Origin of the sequence: Nonomuraea solani, assembly GCF_900108335.1 — a bacterium.
Taxonomy (GTDB): domain Bacteria; phylum Actinomycetota; class Actinomycetes; order Streptosporangiales; family Streptosporangiaceae; genus Nonomuraea; species Nonomuraea solani.
Genome location: NZ_FNVT01000002.1, coordinates 349,507 through 368,446, shown reverse-complemented (window position 1 = coordinate 368,446; position 18,940 = coordinate 349,507). Strand labels below are relative to the sequence as shown.

16 protein-coding genes are annotated in these 18,940 nt (G+C 72.0%); 11 read left to right on the top strand and 5 right to left on the bottom strand.

Translation table 11 applies throughout. From position 1 onward, the window contains the following. The first annotated feature begins 60 nt into the window (after nucleotides 1-60). Genes C4V41_RS07340 through C4V41_RS07330 form a run of 3 tightly spaced genes read left to right on the top strand, consistent with a single transcriptional unit; the run spans nucleotide 61 to nucleotide 5,383 of the window. Nucleotides 61-1,710, top strand: coding sequence for an ABC transporter ATP-binding protein (locus C4V41_RS07340; RefSeq protein WP_103955007.1), 1,650 nt, complete (start codon nucleotides 61-63; stop codon nucleotides 1,708-1,710). Further along, nucleotides 1,707-3,392, top strand: a complete 1,686-nt coding sequence (locus C4V41_RS07335) for an ATP-binding cassette domain-containing protein (RefSeq protein WP_103955006.1) — start codon at nucleotides 1,707-1,709, stop codon at nucleotides 3,390-3,392. Before C4V41_RS07340 ends, C4V41_RS07335 begins: the two co-directional genes overlap by 4 nt. Further along, nucleotides 3,389-5,383, top strand: a complete 1,995-nt coding sequence (locus tag C4V41_RS07330; protein WP_103955005.1) for a prolyl oligopeptidase family serine peptidase — start codon at nucleotides 3,389-3,391, stop codon at nucleotides 5,381-5,383. The genes C4V41_RS07335 and C4V41_RS07330 overlap by 4 nt, the downstream gene beginning before the upstream one ends. Here the strand turns inward: C4V41_RS07330 and C4V41_RS07325 are convergent. Further along, on the bottom strand, nucleotides 5,369-5,977 hold the full coding sequence (locus tag C4V41_RS07325) for a response regulator transcription factor (protein ID WP_327536311.1): 609 nt from the start codon (nucleotides 5,975-5,977) through the stop codon (nucleotides 5,369-5,371). The two genes, C4V41_RS07330 and C4V41_RS07325, sit on opposite strands and share 15 nt — an antisense overlap. A 160-nt stretch (nucleotides 5,978-6,137) precedes the next feature. Between C4V41_RS07325 and C4V41_RS07320 the strand changes: the two genes are divergently transcribed. After that, entirely contained in the window at nucleotides 6,138-6,626 is a 489-nt protein-coding gene (locus tag C4V41_RS07320) for a carboxymuconolactone decarboxylase family protein (protein WP_103955004.1), read from the top strand. Here the strand turns inward: C4V41_RS07320 and C4V41_RS07315 are convergent. Together C4V41_RS07315 and C4V41_RS07310 are read right to left on the bottom strand one after the other, a co-directional pair. Further along, complete coding sequence (locus C4V41_RS07315; protein ID WP_103955003.1) at nucleotides 6,604-7,641, bottom strand: zinc-dependent alcohol dehydrogenase family protein; 1,038 nt, start codon at nucleotides 7,639-7,641, stop codon at nucleotides 6,604-6,606. The two genes, C4V41_RS07320 and C4V41_RS07315, sit on opposite strands and share 23 nt — an antisense overlap. Nucleotide 7,642: 1 nt before the next feature. Continuing rightward, on the bottom strand, nucleotides 7,643-8,473 hold the full coding sequence (locus C4V41_RS07310; RefSeq protein ID WP_103955002.1) for a helix-turn-helix transcriptional regulator: 831 nt from the start codon (nucleotides 8,471-8,473) through the stop codon (nucleotides 7,643-7,645). A 103-nt stretch (nucleotides 8,474-8,576) separates the two neighbouring features. Here C4V41_RS07310 and C4V41_RS07305 point away from each other — a divergent pair, with 103 nt between their 5' ends. The 3 genes from C4V41_RS07305 (at nucleotide 8,577) to C4V41_RS07295 (ending at nucleotide 11,812) form a co-directional block, all read left to right on the top strand. Beyond that, nucleotides 8,577-9,287, top strand: coding sequence for an SDR family oxidoreductase (locus tag C4V41_RS07305; protein WP_103955001.1), 711 nt, complete (start codon nucleotides 8,577-8,579; stop codon nucleotides 9,285-9,287). Between the two features lie 35 nt (nucleotides 9,288-9,322). Then, nucleotides 9,323-10,720, top strand: coding sequence for a glutamate--cysteine ligase (locus tag C4V41_RS07300; protein ID WP_103955000.1), 1,398 nt, complete (start codon nucleotides 9,323-9,325; stop codon nucleotides 10,718-10,720). Between the two features lie 63 nt (nucleotides 10,721-10,783). Continuing rightward, complete coding sequence (locus C4V41_RS07295; protein WP_146103580.1) at nucleotides 10,784-11,812, top strand: hypothetical protein; 1,029 nt, start codon at nucleotides 10,784-10,786, stop codon at nucleotides 11,810-11,812. Between the two features lie 16 nt (nucleotides 11,813-11,828). Here C4V41_RS07295 and C4V41_RS07290 read toward each other — a convergent pair whose 3' ends face one another. Further along, nucleotides 11,829-12,527, bottom strand: coding sequence for a PaaX family transcriptional regulator C-terminal domain-containing protein (locus C4V41_RS07290; protein ID WP_235029959.1), 699 nt, complete (start codon nucleotides 12,525-12,527; stop codon nucleotides 11,829-11,831). Nucleotides 12,528-12,578: 51 nt separating this feature from the next. Between C4V41_RS07290 and C4V41_RS07285 the strand changes: the two genes are divergently transcribed. The 4 genes from C4V41_RS07285 to ligD all read left to right on the top strand — a co-directional run bounded on the left by C4V41_RS07285 (nucleotide 12,579) and on the right by ligD (nucleotide 17,432). Continuing rightward, nucleotides 12,579-14,240 (top strand): acyl-CoA dehydrogenase family protein, encoded by a 1,662-nt coding sequence (locus C4V41_RS07285; protein ID WP_103954997.1) that lies wholly within the window; start codon nucleotides 12,579-12,581, stop codon nucleotides 14,238-14,240. A gap of 66 nt (nucleotides 14,241-14,306) precedes the next feature. Next, the gene (locus tag C4V41_RS07280; RefSeq protein ID WP_103954996.1) at nucleotides 14,307-14,774 is read left to right on the top strand and encodes a macro domain-containing protein; all 468 of its coding nucleotides are present in this window, start codon (nucleotides 14,307-14,309) and stop codon (nucleotides 14,772-14,774) included. 654 nt (nucleotides 14,775-15,428) lie between these two features. Further along, the gene (locus C4V41_RS07275) at nucleotides 15,429-16,178 is read left to right on the top strand and encodes a crotonase/enoyl-CoA hydratase family protein (protein WP_103954995.1); all 750 of its coding nucleotides are present in this window, start codon (nucleotides 15,429-15,431) and stop codon (nucleotides 16,176-16,178) included. Nucleotides 16,179-16,235: 57 nt separating this feature from the next. Beyond that, a complete protein-coding gene (gene ligD, locus C4V41_RS07270; protein ID WP_103955669.1) occupies nucleotides 16,236-17,432 on the top strand; it encodes a non-homologous end-joining DNA ligase in 1,197 nt (398 codons plus the stop codon). Nucleotides 17,433-17,509: 77 nt separating this feature from the next. Here ligD and C4V41_RS07265 read toward each other — a convergent pair whose 3' ends face one another. After that, the gene (locus tag C4V41_RS07265) at nucleotides 17,510-18,928 is read right to left on the bottom strand and encodes an NAD(P)/FAD-dependent oxidoreductase (RefSeq protein WP_407669936.1); all 1,419 of its coding nucleotides are present in this window, start codon (nucleotides 18,926-18,928) and stop codon (nucleotides 17,510-17,512) included. Between the last annotated feature and the right edge of the window lie 12 nt (nucleotides 18,929-18,940).

Genomic DNA, 18,940 nt, shown 5'->3' with positions numbered 1-18,940 from the left:
GGTCCCCGCGCCGTCCGCCATGGCGCGGGGACTTCACGACTTGTTCTTAGGAGGCGCCAGGTGCTGGCAGGAGACCGGCTCGTGATCGGCACGGTACGGCGCTGCGGCCCCTGGCCCGCCGTCCTGGCGGTCACCGCGGTCGTGGGAGCGATCGCCGAGCTGGCCGTCCCGTACCTGGTCGGCCGTACCGTCGACGCACTCGTCTCGCGCCAGCCAGGCGGCACACCCTGGCTGGCGCTGTGCGCGTGCGCCGTGGCCGCCGTCATGCTCTGCGAGAGCCTCGGCGTGTGGGCCCGCGGCGCGAGCGGCGCCTACGCCGCCGCCACCCTGCGCTCCGGCCTCCTGCGTCACCTCCTCGGCACGGGCCCCGCGGCCACCCGCCGTTTCCCCGAAGGCGAGCTCGTCACCCGAGCCGGCCTGAACGCCGAGGAGGTCGGCCGGGCGCCGGACACGGTGACCAGCGCGCTCGCCCTGCTCGTCCCCACGGCGGGCGCGCTGGTCGCGCTCACGCTCATCGCTCCCGTCCTGACGCTGACGCTCGGGGCGGGCATCGTGGTGATCCTGCTCGTCCTGCGCGCCTTCCTCCGTACGACGACCGTCATCGCCGGCGGCTACCAGGAGGTGCAGGGCGAGATCGCCGCCCGGCTGGTGGACGCCATGGACGGGGCCCGCACGATCGCCGCCGCCGGCACCGCGGGCCAGGAGGCGCGGCGCGTGCTGGCGCCGCTGCCCCGGCTGCGCGCGCACGGGATGGAGCTGTGGCGGGCCAACGCCTCGGCCGCGGTCCAGTCGGGGCTGGTCGTGCCGCTGCTGGAGGTCGCCGTGCTGATCGCCGGCGGTTTCATGCTGGCGGCCGGCGACCTGACGATCGGCGAGCTGTACGCCGCCGCCCGCTACGCCGTGCTCGGCGCCTCGCTCAGCACGGCGCTCGGCTACATCGGCGGCCTGGCCAGGGCGCGGGCCGCCGCCGCGCGGGTGGCCGAGGTCCTCGACCTGACGCCGGTCCCGCACGGCACCCGCGGACTCCCGCCCGGTCCCGGCACGGTCGAGTTCCGCGGCGTGACCGTCAACGGCCTCACCGTCGGCGACCTGACCCTGCCCGGCGGCTCCGTGACCGCCGTGGTCGGCCGGTCCGGAGCGGGCAAGTCCCTGCTCGCCGCCCTGACGGGCCGCCTGACCGATCCCGAGCGCGGCACCGTCCTGCTCGACGGTGTCCCGCTCGCGGAGCTGTCGCGACAAGAGCTGAGAACGGCCATCGGGTACGCCTTCGAACGCCCGGTCCTCGTCGGCGAGACGATCGGCGACACCATCGGCGCCACCCCGGAGGAGGCCGCCGGGGCCGCGTGCGCGGACACGTTCATCCGCCGGCTGCCGCTCGGCTACGACACACCCCTGACCGAAGCGCCCATGTCGGGCGGCGAACGGCAGCGGATCGGCCTGGCCAGGGCGTTCGCGCAGGGCGAGCGGCTGCTGGTCCTCGACGACGCCACCTCCAGCCTCGACACCGTCACCGAACGCCAGGTCGGCCGCGCCCTCACCACCGACCCCCAGGGCCGCACGCGCCTGATCGCCGCCCACCGGCTCACCACGGCCGCCCACGCCGACCAGGTCGTCTGGCTGGAGGACGGCCGGGTACGCGGCCGCGGCCCGCACCACGAGCTCTGGCGGGACCCGGCCTACCGCGCGGTCTTCCAGGGGGCCACACCATGAACCGGACCTGGGCGGCGGTGAAGAAGGCGCTGGTGCGCGACCCGCGCCGGCTCGTCAGGCTGGGCCTGTGGTCGCTGCTGGAGGCGGCGCCCGCGTTCCTCATCGGGCACGCCGTCGCCCGCGCCATCGAGGACGGCTTCGCCCGCGCCGAGCCCGCGATCGGGCTGGGCTGGCTGGCCGCGCTCGGCGTCACCTGGCTGGCGGGCGCGGTGGCCGCGCGGCAGGTCGTGCTGGCCGTGGCGGCGGTCGCGGAGCCGTTCAGGGACGACCTCCTGGCGCACGTCGTCGAGGGGGCCGTGCGCGACGAGCCGGCCACCCGTCGCGACAGCGCCGCCGTGGCCCGGGCGGGGCTCCAGGTCGAGCTGGCCAGGGACGCCTTCGCCGCCGTGGTCACCACCGTCAGGGGGTTCGTGTTCACGGTGGTCAGCGTGGTGCTCGGGCTGCTGACGCTGGCGCCGCAGACGCTGGTGCTGGTGCTGCCGCCGTTCGTGGCCGGGCTGGCGCTGTTCCTGACGTCGCTGCCGTCGCTGGCGCGGCGCCAGCGGGCGTTCCTCGTCGCCGACGAACGCCTGGCCGAGGCCATGACCGACATGGCGGGCGGGCTGCGCGACATCGAGGCGTGCGGCTTGAGCGAGCGCGTGGCCGCGCGGCTGGGCCGGCAGGTCGGCGAGCAGGCCGGCGCCGCCCGCGCGCTGGCCAGGGTGACCGCCGCCCGCACCGCCGCGCTGGCCGTCGGCGGCTGGCTGCCCGTCGTCCTCGTGCTGGCCGGAACGCCGTGGCTGCTGGACGGCGGCGTCGGCGCCGGGGTGATCGTCGGCACGCTCGCGTACGTCACGCAGTCCCTCGCGCCCGCGCTCGGCGGCCTCGTGCAGGGGCTGGGCGTCAGCGGCATCAGGCTGGCCGCCTCGCTCGGCCGCATCCTGTCGTCGGCGCCGCCCGCCGGGCAGGCTCGGGCCAGGATCCGGCCTCCGAGCCTGGAGGTACGGCTCGACGCCGTCACCTTCGCCTACGGCCCCGCCTCCGCGCCCGTCGTGGACGGCCTGGACCTCGTCGTCCCCGAAGGCGACCACCTGGCGGTCGTGGGGCCCAGCGGCGCGGGCAAGTCCACGCTCGCGGCCCTGGTCAGCGGCATGCTGCGGCCGGGCAGCGGCCAGGCGCTCATCGGCGGCGTCCCCGCCGACCAGGTCGACCCCGCCGCCCGCGTGCTCATCCCCCAGGAGGCGTACGTCTTCCACGGCACCCTCCTGGAGAACCTCGCCTACCTCAGAGAAGACGCTCCCAGACCCGCACTGGACGCCGCCGTCGAGGAGGTCGGAGCCACCGCGCTGGTGACCGAACTCGGCGGATATGACGCCCGGCTCGACCCGGCCGCGCTCTCCGCCGGGCAGCGGCAGCTCATCGCCCTCGTCCGCGCCTACCTCGCCCCCGCCTCGCTGACCATCCTGGACGAGGCCACCTGCCATCTCGACCCCGCCGCCGAGGCCCGGGCGGAGGGCGCCTTCGCGCGCCGCGGCGGCACGCTCATCGTGGTCGCCCACCGCCTCACCTCCGCCCTGCGCGCCCGTCGCATCCTGCTCATGGACGGCGCCCAGACCCTGATCGGCACCCACGACGAGCTGGTCAGGGGCGCTCCGCTCTACGCCGACCTGGCCGGCCACTGGCATCCGGAGCCCGTTTCATGAAATTTCCAGACAACTATCCGCCCGCTGAGCGACTCCCCCTCATCGACCGCCGCCACGGCCACGACGTCGAGGACCCGTACCGCTGGCTGGAGGACCCCGCCGACCCCCGCACGGAAACATGGCTGAAGGCGCAGGACCGGTTATGGCAGGACGGCGCCGCCCGGCTGCCCGGGCGTGAGCGGTTCCTGGCACGGCTCACCGAGCTCAGGGACACGGGGCTGGTCACCGCGCCGGTGTGGCGCGGTGAGAAGCGCTTCCACCTGCGCCAGTCCACCTCCCAGGAGCATCCGGTGCTCTACTGCGACGACCGCGTCGTGCTCGACCCCATGGAGCTCGACCCCACCGGGCTCACGACGCTCGACGACTGGCAGCCGGACCTGGAGGGGCGACGGCTGGCGTACCAGATCTCGCGCAGCGGCGACGAGAAGGCGTGCCTGTACGTCAGGGAGCTCGGCACCGGGACCGTCATCGACGGGCCCATCGGCGGCTGCCGCTACTCCGCGGTCGCCTGGCTGCCCGGCGGCGAGGCGTTCTATTACGTGCGCTTCCAGCAGGGCGTGCACCTGCACCGGATCGGCGACCCCGACGACATCCCGATCTTCACCAGGGGCCGGATCTCGTACGGGGTCCAGATCAGCCCCGACGGCCGCTGGCTGACGATCTCCGCGGGCGGCCCGTCGGGCAACTCGCTCTGGCTGGCCGACCTGGCGCACGGCGATCCGGCCGAGCCGCGGCCGCGTCCCGTACAGGAGGGCGCGCACGCCCGCACCGCCGGCGCGGTGGCCTGCGATGGCCGCCTGTACCTGCTCACCGACCGCGACGCCCCGCGCCGCAGGCTGTGCGTGGCCGACCCCGAGGCGCCCACCGCCTGGCGGGAGCTGATCCCGGAGGACCGGGAGGCGGTGCTGGGGGCGTTCACGCTGCTCGACGGGGACCGGCTGCTCGTCTCCAGGACGCGGCACGCGGTCGGCGAGATCGCCGTGCACCACGCCCGCACCGGCGAGCGCCTGGGCACGGTGCCCCTGCCGGGCAGCGGCTCGATCGCCTCGCTCACCTCACGTCCTGACGGCGGCCCCGAGGCGTGGTTCGCCTACACCGACGCCGTCACCCCCGCCGAGATCTGGCGCTACGACGCCCGCTCCGACACCACCACGCTCTGGTCGTCCGCGCCGGGCCGCGTCTCGCTGCCCGCCGTGGACAGCCACCACATCGAGTACGCCTCCGCCGACGGCACCCCCATCCGCATGGTCGTCGTGGCCAAACCAGGACAGGACGGCCCAAGGCCGACGATCCTCAGCGGGTACGGCGGCTTCGGCATCCCCCTCATGCCCGGCTACGCCGCCGACTCCCTGGCCTGGGTGGAGGCGGGCGGCGTGCTGGCCATCGCGAACCTGCGGGGCGGCGGCGAGGAGGGCGAGGGCTGGCACCGGGACGGCATGCTGGACCGCAAGCAGAACGTGTTCGACGACTTCGTGGCCGCCGCCGAGAAGCTGATCGCCGACGGCTGGACGGCTCCCGGGCGGCTCGGCATCTGGGGAGAGTCGAACGGCGGCCTGCTCGTCGGCGCGGTGCTCACCCAGCGGCCCGACCTGTTCGCCGCGGCCGTGTGCTCGGCGGGGCTGCTCGACATGGCCCGCTACCACCTCAGCGGCCTCGGCCCCGCCTGGACCGGCGAGTACGGCGACCCCGACGACGCCGAGCAGCTCGGCTGGCTGCTCGGCTACTCGCCCTACCACCACGTCGAGCGGGGCGTGGACTACCCGGCCACGCTGTTCACCGTCTCGGCGGCGGACACCCGGGTGGACCCGATGCACGCGCGTAAGATGTGCGCCGCGCTGCAGTGGGCGACGGCGGGCGACCGGCCGGTGCTGCTGCGGCACGAGCCGGACGTGGGCCACGGCGCGCGGGCGGTCAGCCGGTCCGTCGGCCTGGCGGCCGACGTCCTGGCCTTCCTCGCCGCCCACACGGGGCCGGGCTCAGATCCAGCCTGACTCCCTCGCGATGCGGATGGCGTCGATCCTGCTGCGCGCGCCCAGCTTGGCCGTGGTCTTGGACAGGTAGTTGCGCACGGTCCCCTCGGCCAGGTAGAGCGATGCGGCGATCTCCCCGATCGACGCCCCGTCCGCCGCGGCCCCGATCACGTCCAGCTCGCGCGGCGTCAGCGGAGCCTCCGCCGGGCGCATGGCGGCGATGGCCAGCTCGGAGTCGATGACCCGCTCGCCCTCGGCCACCCGGCGGATCGCGTCCGCCAGCCGGCCCGGCGGCGAGTCCTTGGCCATGAAGCCTCGCACGTGCGCGTCGAGCGCCCGCTTGAGCAGCCCCGGCGTGCCGACACCGGTCAGGATGAGCACCCCGCAGCCGGGCATCTCATCGTGTAACTCCCCGGCGGCGGTGAGACCGTCTTTTCCGGGCAGCGCGATGTCGATCACCGCGACGTCGGGGTGGCAGGCGCTGGCGGCGGACAGGATGCGGTCGCCTCTCTCGACCTCGGCCACCACCTCGATGTCCTGCTCATAGGCCAGCAGCGCTACGAGCGCTCCGCGTACCAGATTCATGTCCTCTGCGAGCAACGTACGAATCACCATGCGTCCTTGCGGTCGACAGTGCTGGCAACGTCGGCGGGCTCCTTAATCCTGCCGTATTGACCTCATGCTGAAAAGTCCTTGAATTTCGGACGGAAAAGCGTACTCGGCCGGAGAGGCGGCGTCCTATCCAGTGCCCTAAAGGTGGGGCATGCTAACGCTCATGAATCCCCGCGTACCGCCCCTTCCCCCGGATGAATGGGACGACTTCATCAAGGCCAATCCGTACAACGTGTTCGCCACCCTGGCCCGTCACCCCGTCCTGTACCGGGAGTGGCGGCGTTTCGGCGGTGCGCTGCTGAACGGCACACTGCCCGCGCGCGACCGGGAGCTGGCCATTCTGCGCACGGCCCACCATTGCGGCAGCGCCTACGAGTGGGCCCATCACACCCGCCTGGGCCTCGCGGCCGGCCTCACCGAGCAGGAGATCGAGTCCGTACGCCAGGCTGACGCCCTCTGGTCGGTCGAGGACCGGCTCGTGCTGCAGGTGGCCGACGACCTCCACTACGCCGGCGACTTGACCGACGCGACCTGGGCGGCGCTCTGCGACCGCTACGACGAGGTCGGCCGGATGGAGCTGGTCATGCTCGTCGCCCACTACGCCATGCTGGCGCTCGTGCTCAGGACGCTCAGAGTGCAGATCGAGGAGTGATCATCGTGACGCCCGGCACCGAGCCGATCGAGGCCAGCGCCTTGCCCGCGTCCGCGAGCCCGATGGTGCGGGTGACGAGCTGGTCGGGGTGCAGGATGCCGGCCCTGATCATCTCCAGCATCGGCGGGTAGGCGTGCGCGGCCATGCCGTGGCTGCCCAGCAGCCGCAGCTCGTGGCCGATCACCCGGTCCATCGGCACCGGCGTCGCACCGCCGGGCAGCAGGCCCACCTGCACGTGGCGGCCCCGGCGGCGCAGGCTCTCGATCGAGGCCGCGCATGTGCCGGGGCTGCCCAGCGCGTCGATGGACACGTGCGCGCCACCCCTGGTCAGCTCTCTGACCTGGGCCGCCGCGTCGCCCGCCGAGCCGTTGACGAAGTGGGTGGCGCCCGCCACCTCGGCCAGGTGGAGGGCGTCGGTGCTGATGTCGATCGCCACCACCCGGGCGCCGGCCGCCGTCGCGATCATCACTGCGGACAGCCCCACGCCGCCACAGCCGTGCACGGCCACCCACTCGCCGGGACGCACCTCGCCCACCTGCGCCACGGCGCGGAACGCGGTGGCGAAGCGGCAGCCGAGCCCGGCCGCGGTCGCGTAGGCCATGTCCTCGGGGACGGCGATCAGGTTGACGTCGGCGTGGTCGATGGCCACGAATTCGGCGAACGAGCCCCAATGGGTGAAGCCCGGCTGCGTCTGACGCTCGCACACCTGCTGCTCGCCGGTGGCGCACGACGGGCAGGAGCCGCAGGCGCAGACGAAGGGAAGGGTGACGCGCGCTCCCGGCAGCCAGCCGCGCACGTCGGAGCCGACGGCCTCGATCACGCCCGCCAGCTCGTGCCCCGGGACGTGTGGAAGTGCCCTGATATCGGGATCGTGCCCTTGCCAGCCGTGCCAGTCCGAACGACACAGCCCGGTCGCCTCGACTCTGATCACCGCTCCGTGCCGGGCGGGGGAGGGGTCGGGCAGCTCACGCACATCGAGCTCACCACCGAAGATGTCAAAGGCAACCGCACGCATCTCATGAGCTTAGAGTCAATTGCCGCAGCTCGCGCAAGGCCCGGTGCGAGTCGGACCCGGGTTCGGTGGTGTAGAGCACGAGACGCAGGTCGTCGCGGTCGGGCACCGGCATCACCTGGCAGATCGTGTCGATCGGGCCGACCAGGGGATGGTTGACCCGTTTGCGCTGCTCCCTGCGTACCTCGACCTCGTGCCGGGCCCACAGCTCGGCGAAGTGCGGGCTGAGCCCGAGCATCTCGGTGACCAGCGCCTGCAGCCCCTTGTCGTCCGGGTAGCGGCCGGCCGCCACCCGCAGGTCGGCGACCGAGGCGCGGGCGAAGCGGCCCTTCTCCTCGTCGCCGAGGTGCTCGGCGATGTTGGGCGACATGAAGACCCAGCGGAGCACGTTGCGCTCTTTCGGCGTCTGGCCGTCCAGATCGCCCATCAGCGCGCTGGCCAGGGGGTTCCAGGCGCGGATGTCGTAGCGGGCGTCGAGCACGTAGGCCGGGATCTCCTCCATGAAGGAGATCAGGTGCAGCAGGCTGTCCGGGATGTCCTCCCTGATCCGCGGCGTGTCCATGGGCTGGCCCGCCAGGCGCAGCAGGTGGGCGCGCTCGTCCGTGGTCAGCATGAGCGCCCTGCCCAGCGCGTTGAGCACCTGCCTCGACGGGTGCGGGCCCCGGCCCTGTTCCAGCCGGATGTAGTAGTCGATCGACATGCCCGCGAGCTGCGCGACCTCCTGCCGGCGCAGGCCGGGCGTGCGGCGGCGCTCGCCGCTCGGCAGGCCCACCTCGGCCGGGGCGACGCGGGCACGTCTGTCGCGAAGGAATGCGGCCAGTTCGTCGCGGTTCATACCTTCCATCATCGGTGACGCTGGCCGTCCTCTGGGTGGTACCGCTGGTCCCAGCATCCGCGGGTCTCTCCCGTACGTCTCTGACCTGCGCGAACGTGAAGACATGACGAAGATCGCCCTTATCACGGGGGCCAACAAGGGAATCGGCTATGAGGCCGCGCGGCTGCTGGCCGGGCAGGGCGTCACCACGATCGTGGGAGCCCGCGACGAGGAGCGCGGCCGGGCCGCCGCCGAGCGCCTCGGGCAGCCGTACGTACGCCTCGACGTGACCGACGAGGGGAGCGCCACGGCCGCCGCGAAGTGGATCGAGAGCGAGTACGGCCGGCTCGACGTCCTGGTCAACAACGCCGGCATCAGCGGCGACCACACCGCGCTCGTCCCCAGTGCCACCACGACGGCGCAGGTCAGGGAGGTCTACGAGACGAACGTCTTCGGCGTCGTCACCGTGACCAACGCCATGCTGCCGCTGCTGCGCCGCTCGGAGTCCGGCCGGATCGTGAACATGTCGAGCGAGCTCGGCTCGCTGAGCCTGGCCCTGGACAAGGAGAGCCCGTTCTGGCCGGTCAACCTGATGGCCTATAACTCCTCGAAGTCCGCGCTCAACATGATCACCGTCAGCTACGCCAAGGAGCTGATCGACACCTCGATCAAGGTGAACGCCGCCTGCCCGGGCTACTGCGCCACCGACCTCAACGATCACTCGGGGTTCCGTACCGCCGAGCAGGGCGCGGCCATCGTCGTACGGCTGGCGACGCTGGACGCCGACGGTCCCACCGGGGCCTATCTCCACGATGACGGCACCATCGACTGGTGAGGTGTCAACCTTGGCGAAACGGACAGAAGGGGGTGATGGGTAGGGATCTGGATAAGGAACGATTTACCGAGGCAGAGTTCGCCCGCTTCGGCGAGCGCGCCAAGGAGCAGCTCGCCGTGCTGCGCGAGCTGCTCGATACCCCCGGCTTCGGCCAGGGGCCGATCACGATCGGGGCCGAGCTGGAATTGTTCCTGATCGACGAGGAGGGGCGGCCGCTGCCGCGCAACAGCGAGGTCCAGGAGGCCCTCGACGACCCTCGCGTCGTGCTGGAGCTGGGCCGCTACAACATCGAGGTGAACCTGACCCCGACGCCCCTGGCCGGCACGCCCTTCGAGGTGCTGAGCGGGGAGGTCCAGGAGACGGTCAGCGCGGTGGACCGGGCGGTGGAGGGCGGCGGCGCGGTGCCGATCGGCATTCTGCCCACGCTCGACACCGAGGACTTCACCGTGGGCGCGATCAGTGACCAGAACCGTTACCGGGCGATGAGCAGGGGCATCAGGCGGCTGCGGCTGGAGCCGTTCCTGGTCAAGATCGACGACCTGGAGTTGTCCGTCGAGGACGTGATCCTGGAGAGTGCCAACACCTCCTGGCAGGTGCACATGCGCACGCCGCCGGACCGTTTCGCCCGCCTGTTCAACGCCGCCCAGCTCGCCACCGGGCCGGTGCTGGCCGCGTGCGGCAACTCGCCGTTCTTCCTCGGCCGCGAGCTGTGGGAGGAGACCAGGATCGCGCTGATGGAGGAGGCCGCCGACGACCGGGACGTGCAGCGGCGCGAGCGCAGGGACGGGCGCGTCACGTTCGGCTCCGACTGGGTGTACGAAGGGGCCCACGAGCTGTTCGAGCGGTACGTGAACGACTACGACCCCATCCTGCCCGACCTCACCGAGGGGGCGGAGCGGCACGAAGTGCCCGAGCTGCGGCTGCACCAGGGCACGATCTGGCAGTGGAACCGCCCCGTCTACGACCCGGCCGACGGCGGCCACCTGCGGATCGAGCTGCGCGCCCTGCCCGCGGGCCCGTCCTGCGCGGACATGGCGGCCAACACGGCCTTCCTGCTCGGGCTCACGCTGTCGCAGGCCGAGCGCGACCTGACCGGATACCGGTTCGCGGAGGCGTACCAGAACTTCTACCGCGCGGCCATGCACGGGCTGGACGCCAAGCTCTCCTGGCCCGGCAGGGACGGCGAGTTCGAGGCCGCCGACCTGGTGCTGTCGCTGCTGCCCGAGGCGCGGGCGGGGCTGCTCGGAGCGGGGGTGGCGGTCCACGACGCCGATCGCGCGCTGGGGGTCATGGAGCAGCGGGTACGGCTGCGGCGTACCGGATCGGTGTGGCAGCGCGAGGCGCTGGCCCGCTTCGGCGGGGACCGGCGGCGGCTCGTCAGGCGCTACCGCGAGCTCGCGCTCTCTGGATTGCCCGTGCATTTGTGGGATTGACCGTCAACTTTGATCCTTCGCCGTCCGTCAAACTGGTCAAGAGACGGAAAAGGTGAGAAAGATATGGCGGCATCGGGGATGGTTCCCACCGAAAAAGCGCCTTACGCCCTGAACCGGGCGACGGGCGATCTGGCGGACGGGGCGGCCAAACTGGCGGAAGAGGTCGGCAGCACCGCCGTCGAGGCGGTGCTGGCGGCGGCCAACCGGACCATGAAGAGCAAGGGCGCCGGTGCGGCCATGGGCTCCATGAAGCCCAAGCCGGCGCTCTGGTACGCCTTCGACGACAAAGACCAGGACACCGCCGACTGGTATCCGCAGGGGCTCACCGGCAGCGAGGACTCCGACTCCATCGGGGTGCCGGCGTTCCTGGTGAGCTGGTATTTCAAGCCGGCGGCCGGCGAGCGGGGCATCAGGCTCTCCTTCGTCAGCCCCAAGACGCTGAAATACCGGCACGCACTGCTGGTGCTGGCCAAGCCCGACGGCTCGTACGGGCCGATCAACATCCACGCCGGCGGCATCGCCTGCCACGGCGACCTCCTCTACGTCGCCGACACCGAGAAGGGCCTGCGCGTCTTCGACCTGAACAAGGTGCTCGACCTGCGTACCGCCCAGAACGACCTGGGCGACGACCAGCGCGTCGGGCGGCACGGCGGCAAGCTGCACGCGTTCGGCTACCGCTACGTGATCCCGCAGACCGACGCGTGGGAGCTGGCCAAGGACGGGCCGAACTTCTCGTTCGTCTCGATCGACCGCAGCGGCGGCACGCCCAAGCTCGTCACCGGCGAATACCAGGAGAGCGCCCCCAACGGGTGGGTGGGGCGCTGGGACCTCGGCATGGCCGGTGGGGAGCCCGCCGACGCCTTCATTATGGGGCACCCCAAGATCCAGGGCGCGATGTCCTACTCCGGCAAGTGGTACCTGAGCCAGGCGGCCGGCTCAGGCGCCAACGGCAAGCTGCTGGTCTACAGCGGTGACCAGCTCCAGACCAGGCCGTTCCCGATCGGGCCCGAGGACCTGACCGTGCAGGACGGCAAGTTGTGGAGCGTCACCGAGTTCAGGGGCAAGCGCACCATCTTCGGCGTCAGCCTCTGAGGTTTTTTGCGGCGTCTCAGTCGCTGAGGTGTCGTTGGAGCACCTCCCGGTAGCGGCGGTCGAAGTCGTCGTAGCGCGTCCGCAGCTCCGCGCCCGGCCAGCCGGCCGGTAGCAGCTCCTCCGGCAGCAGCGGGTCGGCCAGCAGGTGGCGCAGCACCGCGGCCGACACCAGAAAGCCTTCGGCCAGCCCGTCGGCCCGGTCCAGGGCGCGTTCCAGCGCGCGGGCCTCGGTGGCCCAGCCGTCCAGGTCCCACAGCAGGGGAGTGGGGTCGTCGTGCGGGCGGCCGTCGATCAGCGTGCACTGCGCGGTGACGATCTCCGGCCACTCCCTCACCAGGTTGGCCGGGCGCAGCCAGGTGCCCTCGCGCAGCTCGGCCAGGCGCAGGGCGACCATCGTGTGCCGGAACGCGGCCCGGTCGGCGGGCGCGCGCCGCTCCGCCGTGACCACGGCCACCTCCCACGTGCCGTCCCACGGCCTGGTGTGCGGATCGCGGCTCTCGTCCTGCCTGGCCTGCCGCTCGACGAGCCGCGGCGACAGCGTGTAGCGGCCGTCCGCCTGCGTCAGGTCGCCGGCCGCCACCATCCGCGACAAGGCCACCCTCACCGTGCCCTCGGCGATCCCGAACAGCGCGCCGATGCGGACCAGGTGACGGGCCGGCAGGCGCGGCGGGTGGCTGCCGAGCAGCGCGCTGAGGACGGCCGACCGGGCACTCAAGGAACCATTACGCTCTTCCATCGCGTGTCGAGTATATGTAACACTCGCGGTATGGGCCGGTATCTCATCGAACCTTTCGACCGCAGCGACCGTTACGCCACCGAGCGCTATCAGGGCGCGGCCGGGCGCAACTGGTGGAGCTGCGACCCCACCCTGCGCCTGCTGATGCGGCGGCACCTGGGCGATGGCTTCGCCTGGGCCGAGCCGCGTCTCGACAGGCTGGGCGCGCTGATGGGCGGCCTCGTCGCCGAGTGCGCCGAGGAGACCGATCGGAACCCGCCGCGGCTGGAGAAGTACGACAAGTGGGGCAGGGACGTCAGCGAGGTCGTCATGCCGCCGTCGTTCCACACCGCGCGGCGGGCGCTCATGGAGGACAACTTCACCTCTCCGTCGTTCGCGGGGGAGGCGCGCGGGCAGGGGGCGAACCCGGCGGCGCTGGCCGCCGCGTGGACGTACCTGCTCGATCAGGCCGACATCGGGATGGGCTGCGCGCTCGGCACGGGCGGGGACATGGTGGTCTCCCTTGCCGAGAAGCACGCGCCCGAGGACGTACGCGATCGGGTTCGGGAGATCTTCGCCAACGGCTTCTATTCCGGCGAGGCCGCTCAGATGTTCACCGAGCGGACCGGTGGCTCCGACCTGGCCGCCCTCGAAGCCACGGCGGTGCCCGACGGTGACGCGTGGCTGCTGTCCGGGTTCAAGTGGTTCGCCTCCAACGCCAACGGCTCGGCGTTCGTGGTGCTGGCCAGGACGCCCGAGGGGGCCGTGGGGCCGTTCCTGGTGCTGTGGGAGCGCCGCGACGGCGGGCGCAACGGGGTGCGCATCCGGCGGCTCAAGGACAAGCTCGGCACCAGGTCCGTCGCGTCGGCCGAGGTGGAGTTCACCGAGGCGGAGGCGTTCCCGCTGATGGGGACCGGCTCGGGCGCCGGTTCCGGGCTCGGCACGATGATGAAGCTCACCAACGCCTCCCGGCTGGGCGTGGCCATGATGGGCCTCGGCGTGGCCAGGCGCGCGCTGGTGGAGTCGATCTGCTACGCCAGGGCGCGCGAGGCGTTCGGCCGGCCGCTCATCGAGCAGCCGCTCATGCGGCGCAAGCTCAGCGAGCTGATCGTCGAGGTCGAGGCCGCGCAGGCGATGCTGTTCGACGGGCACGTCGGCCCCCGGCTGCGCCTCGCGCCCGCGCTGATCAAACTGCGCGCCTCGCGGCTCGGTGTCACGGCGGCCAGCGACGCGATCGAGGTGCACGGCGGCAACGGCTACATCGAGCAGTGGCCGGTGGCCAGGCTGCTGCGCGACGCGCAGGTCAACCCGATCTGGGAGGGCGGCGACAACATCCTCTGCCTCGACGTGCGGCGGGCCATGCTCAAGGAGCAGGCCCACCTGCCCTTCCTCGACCACCTGCGCGGCCTGGCCACCTCCGGCCTGGTGCTCGGCCGCGTCGACGACCTGGCCAAGGCGATCACGGCCTGGTCCGCCCTGGAGTACTCCGTGGCCGAGGAACGCCTCTATCCGCTCGCCCAGTTCATGGCCGACGTCTATGCCGCCGCCCTGCTGGAGGACCAGGCCACCTGGGGTCTCGACGACGGGCGCAAGGCACTCGTGGCCCGTCTGTACGCCGAGTCCCACCTCGTGGACCACGGCCCGCTACGCGGCATCGACCGCACGACGGCGGAGCCGTTCGACGAACTGCTGGAGGGGGCGGTCACGCTCTGAGCCGACGGGCCGGCAAAACGTCGGCCGCGCCTGGCATGCTGCCCCAGACGGTCTGGGGGTGGGAAAATGATCAGAGAAGTGGACGGGGACCTGCTGGGTGACGACGCTCAGGCGCTCGTCAACGCGGTCAACCTGGCCGGTGTGATGGGCAAGGGGATCGCACTCCAGTTCAAGCGCGCCTTCCCGGAGGTCTTCACTGCGTACGCCGAAGCCTGCGCCCGTGGCGACCTCCGGCCCGGCAAGGTCTTCCCCGTACGGACCGCGGACCGCTGGGTCCTCAACTTCCCGACCAAGCGCCACTGGCGGCAACGTTCCCGCCTGGACGACATCGACGCCGGCCTCGACGACCTGGCCCGCCTCCTGGTCGAGCTCGACCTCCAGAGCGTCGCCGTGCCGCCCCTCGGCTGCGGTCACGGCGGGCTGCCCTGGTCGGCGGTGCACCCACTGATCCTGGACCGGCTCGGCCCCCTTGACCTGGACATCCGGCTCTACGGCCCAAGCCACCCGACGATGGACAGAGCCGCACCTGCCTGACCACTCCCTAGCCCAGTGAGGGACTTCCTCCCGGCACTGCGCGTGATCAAGGATGGCGTCGCATCGGTTCCTGTCATGATTCCCACAGACCCGGACGGAGCTCTTTCGTGAAGCCCTCAAGCGCCTGAAGGCGGTCACAGAAAGGATGGGCCGATGAGCCAGGCGATCACCTATGTCATCACCTACGAGAACGGGCGGTGGGTGTCGCGTTGTCCCACCGGGGAGACCGAGGGGGTCGGCGTGGCCGGATCCTTGTCGCAGATGGAGCGTGATCTGGCGGAGATCCACGCCTGGGCCTGGCCGGAGAACACCCCTGGTGTGGAGTTCGTCTTCGACCTGCCAGAAGAAGTGGCCGAGGTGGTGATCGAATACCGTCACGAAAGGAACTGGCCGAGACCCATGCCAAGCGCGCCGCGGAGCTGGCGGTCAAGGCCGCGAAGGTTCTCACGAGCCACTGGTCGGAGCCGGACACGGCACGGGTCATGGGCCTGTCCAAGCAGCGCGTCCACCAGTTGAAGGTCAGCGCCTGAGAGCGGCCGGGACTCGCGACGTTCCTCCGGGGCACCGCGTCGGCCGCTGGCCCGGAGCGCGGGCTGGACGTACGCTCGGCAGGTTCCCCGAGGAGAAGCCGCACGTTCCCCCGAGGAGGGTCGCATGACCGTACGCGTGGAGCGTCAGGGTCCCGTCGCCACCGTGGTGATCAGCAGGCCGGAGGCGCGCAACGCGGTCGATCGCAAGACGGCCGACGCGCTCACGGACGCGTTCCGTGAGTTCGAAAACTCCGACGCCGACGTGGCGGTGTTGTGGGGCGAGGGCGGCACGTTCTGCGCCGGTGCCGACCTCAAGTCGCTCGACAACCACGTCGGCGAGGAGGGCGACGGGCCCATGGGCCCGACCCGGATGCGCCTGACCAAGCCGGTCATCGCCGCCATAGCCGGGCACGCCGTCGCGGGCGGGCTGGAGCTCGCCCTCTGGTGCGACCTGCGGGTGGCCGAGCAGGACACGGTGTTCGGGGTGTTCTGCCGGCGGTGGGGGGTGCCGCTCATCGACGGCGGCACCGTACGGCTGCCGCGGCTGATCGGCTCGTCCAGGGCGATGGACATGATCCTCACCGGACGGGCGGTCGACGGGCCGGAGGCGTACGCGTGGGGGCTGGCCAACCGGCTCGTCCCCACCGGCACCGCCCGGCAGGAGGCCGAGTCGCTGGCCAGGGAGATCGCCAGGTTCCCGCAGACGTGCCTGCGCGGCGACCGGCTGTCGGCGCTGGAGCAGGGCGGGCTGGGGGAGGAGGAGGCGATGCGCAACGAGCTGCGGCACGGGCTGGTGTCGCTGCCCCACGCGTCCGACGGCGCGGCCCGGTTCGCGGACGGCGCGGGCCGCCATGGCACGTTCGGCGACTTCTGACCCCCGTTCCCAGCTCGGCCCCGGGGTTTGTCGGTCGACGCGCGTATCGTGACCTTCATGCCTGACATCGAGGCCGCCGGGCGCGAAGTGCGCGTCACCAGTCCTGACAAGGTGGTGTTCCCGCAGTCCGGGCACACCAAGCTCGACCTGATCCGCTACTACCAGGCGGTGGGCGAGGCGGCGCTGCGCGGCGCGTACGGGCGGCCGATGGTGCTCAAGCGGTTCGTGCACGGCATCGAGCAGGAGGCATTCTTCCAGAAGCGCGCCCCGGCCAAGCGGCCCGACTGGATCGAGGTGGCCGAGCTCAAATACCGGTCGGGGCTCAGTGCAGAAGAGGTGGTGTGCACGGACCTGGCGCAGCTCTTGTGGGTGGTCAACCTCGGCTGCGTCGACCTCAACCCGCACCCGGTGCGCGCCGACGACCTGTCCAGGCCCGACGAGCTCCGCATCGACCTCGACCCGGTGCCGGGCGTCGAGTGGGCCGACGTGCTGCGCACCGCGCAGGTGGCCCGTGAGGTGCTGGCCGACCACGGGCTGGTCGCCTGGCCCAAGACGTCCGGCTCGCGCGGTTTTCATGTCTATGCCCGGATCGAGCGCCGCTGGCCGTTCGCGAAGGTCCGCAAGGCCGCCGAGACGGTGGCCCGCGAGGTCGAGCGCCGCGCCCCCGACCTGGCCACCAGCCGCTGGTGGAAGGAGGAGCGGCACGGCGTGTTCGTCGACTTCAACCAGAACGCCTACGACCGCACGGTGGCCTCCGCCTACTCGGTCCGCGCCGTCCCCGATGCCCGCGTGTCCACCCCGCTGACCTGGGACGAGGTGCCCGGCTGCCACCCGGAGTCGTTCACCATCGACACCGTGCCGAAGCGGCTGGCCGAGCGCGGCGACCCGTGGGAGGACATGGACCTGCACGCCGGCTCCCTCGACGGCCTGCTGGAGCTGGCCGAGGAGCTCGGCCCGGCCCCCAAACCGCCGAAAGGCAGCGGGCGCCGGCAGCAGACGATGCCGCTGATCGAGATCGCCAAGGCCGAGCACAAGGACGAGGCGCTGGCCGGCCTCGATCGCTGGAAGTCCCGCCACCCGGAGGTCGCCGCCCGCCTCGAACCCGCCGACGTCCTGGTCGACGGGATGCGAGGGCGCAGCAGCGTCTGGTATCGGATCCGCGTCAACCTGCAACACGTGCCCGAAGCGGAGCGCCCCGCGCAGGAGCCCCTCGAGGTCGACTACGACCCCTGGGGCCGCACAGAGAGCTCGTGACGCCGATTACTCGAAGACGCGGACCCTGCGATCGAAGATCACGTCACGGATCGCCGGTCGGCGCACGCCCGACCCGCTCAGCGGCCGGAGATCAGGTTGGCCAGCCGGGCATACGGTGACGTGGTGGTGCCGCGGTCGTTCTCGTGGCGGTCGGCGGCCCGATACAGGGCGTAGATGAGCTGGACCCCGCTCCAGCGCAGCGGCTCCGGCTCCCACTGGCGGACCTGGCGGCCCACCCAGGGCAGGCCCGTCAGCGGGGTCTCCTGGCGTAGCACCAGGTCCCGCAGGGTGCGGCCGGCCAGGTTGGTCGTGGTGACGCCGCTGCCCACGTAGCCGCCCGCCCAGCCGAGGCCCGTCGCATGGTCCAGGTGCACGGTCGAGCACCAGTCGCGGGGCACGCCCAGCACCCCGCACCACGCGTGCTGGACTCGGGCGTCGGCGGCGGCCGGGAAGAGTTTGACCAGCATCCGCCACAGCGCCGCCACCGTCTGCGGCTGGGTGGCGCCCCGGCGGTCGGTACGCGACCCGAACCGATACGGCACCCCCCGCCCGCCGATCGCGATCCGGTCGTCGGCCGTGCGCTGCGCGTAGATGTAGGCGTGCGCCTCGTCCCCCAGCAGCTCGTTGCCCTGCCAGCCGATGTGCTTCCACACGTCGGCCGGCAGCGGTTCGGTGACGATCATGGAGCTGTTCATCGGCAGCCACTGCCGGTGCTGCCCGGCCAGGTTGGCGGTGAAACCCTCCGTGGCGCGGATGACGTAGTCGGCCGAGACGACGCCGCGCGTGGTGACCGCCGCCGCCTTGCCGCCCCGCCGGGGCAGGATCTCGGTGACGGTGGTGTCCTCGAAGACGTCCACGCCCAGCCGCTCCACGGCGGCGGCCAGCCCCACGGCCAGCTTGGCGGGCTGGACACGGGCACAGTGCGGCGAGTACGCCGCCTCCAGCGCCCCCGCGACATGCACCCGTTCGTGCTGCTCGTCGCGGTCGAGCAGGCGCAGGTCGTCCGGGCCGTACCCCCACGCGCGCAGATCGGCGACCTCCGCGCGCAGGCGCCGCCGCTGGGCCGGGTTCGTGGCGACGTGGATCAGGCCGCCCTTGTGCAGGCCGGCGTCGATGCCCTCCGCGCGGGTCACGGCGATGACCTCGTCCACGGCCTGGAACATCGCGTGCTGCAGGTCGATCATCGCCTGCCGCCCGCGCGCCTTGGCGTGTCTCTTGCGCGACCCGGCGAACTCGGCCGACAGCCACCCGCCGTTGCGCCCCGACGCGCCGAACCCGGCGAACTCCCTCTCCAGGATCGCGATCCGCAGGCCGGGATCGGCCCGCTTCAGGTAGTAGGCGGTCCAGAGGCCCGTGTAACCGCCGCCGACGATGGCGACGTCGTAGTCACGCGGCCCGGGCAGCGGCGCCCGCCGATCGGGCAGGCCGATCTGCCGATACCAGAAGGAGACGCCGCCGTTGGCGAAGTCCTTGCTCAGCGGTATGCCATATTTCACCAGACTCATTTT

Coding starts and splice junctions, on each gene's coding strand:
- ligD (WP_103955669.1), top strand. CDS start 16,236: ATGCCTGACATCGAGGCCGCCGGGCGCGAAGTGCGCGTCACCAGTCCT.
- C4V41_RS07320 (WP_103955004.1), top strand. CDS start 6,138: ATGAATCCCCGCGTACCGCCCCTTCCCCCGGATGAATGGGACGACTTC.
- C4V41_RS07330 (WP_103955005.1), top strand. CDS start 3,389: ATGAAATTTCCAGACAACTATCCGCCCGCTGAGCGACTCCCCCTCATC.
- C4V41_RS07315 (WP_103955003.1), bottom strand. CDS start 7,641: ATGCGTGCGGTTGCCTTTGACATCTTCGGTGGTGAGCTCGATGTGCGT.
- C4V41_RS07300 (WP_103955000.1), top strand. CDS start 9,323: ATGGGTAGGGATCTGGATAAGGAACGATTTACCGAGGCAGAGTTCGCC.
- C4V41_RS07325 (WP_327536311.1), bottom strand. CDS start 5,977: ATGGTGATTCGTACGTTGCTCGCAGAGGACATGAATCTGGTACGCGGA.
- C4V41_RS07280 (WP_103954996.1), top strand. CDS start 14,307: ATGATCAGAGAAGTGGACGGGGACCTGCTGGGTGACGACGCTCAGGCG.
- C4V41_RS07295 (WP_146103580.1), top strand. CDS start 10,784: ATGGCGGCATCGGGGATGGTTCCCACCGAAAAAGCGCCTTACGCCCTG.
- C4V41_RS07335 (WP_103955006.1), top strand. CDS start 1,707: ATGAACCGGACCTGGGCGGCGGTGAAGAAGGCGCTGGTGCGCGACCCG.
- C4V41_RS07310 (WP_103955002.1), bottom strand. CDS start 8,473: ATGAACCGCGACGAACTGGCCGCATTCCTTCGCGACAGACGTGCCCGC.
- C4V41_RS07275 (WP_103954995.1), top strand. CDS start 15,429: ATGACCGTACGCGTGGAGCGTCAGGGTCCCGTCGCCACCGTGGTGATC.
- C4V41_RS07285 (WP_103954997.1), top strand. CDS start 12,579: ATGGGCCGGTATCTCATCGAACCTTTCGACCGCAGCGACCGTTACGCC.
- C4V41_RS07305 (WP_103955001.1), top strand. CDS start 8,577: ATGACGAAGATCGCCCTTATCACGGGGGCCAACAAGGGAATCGGCTAT.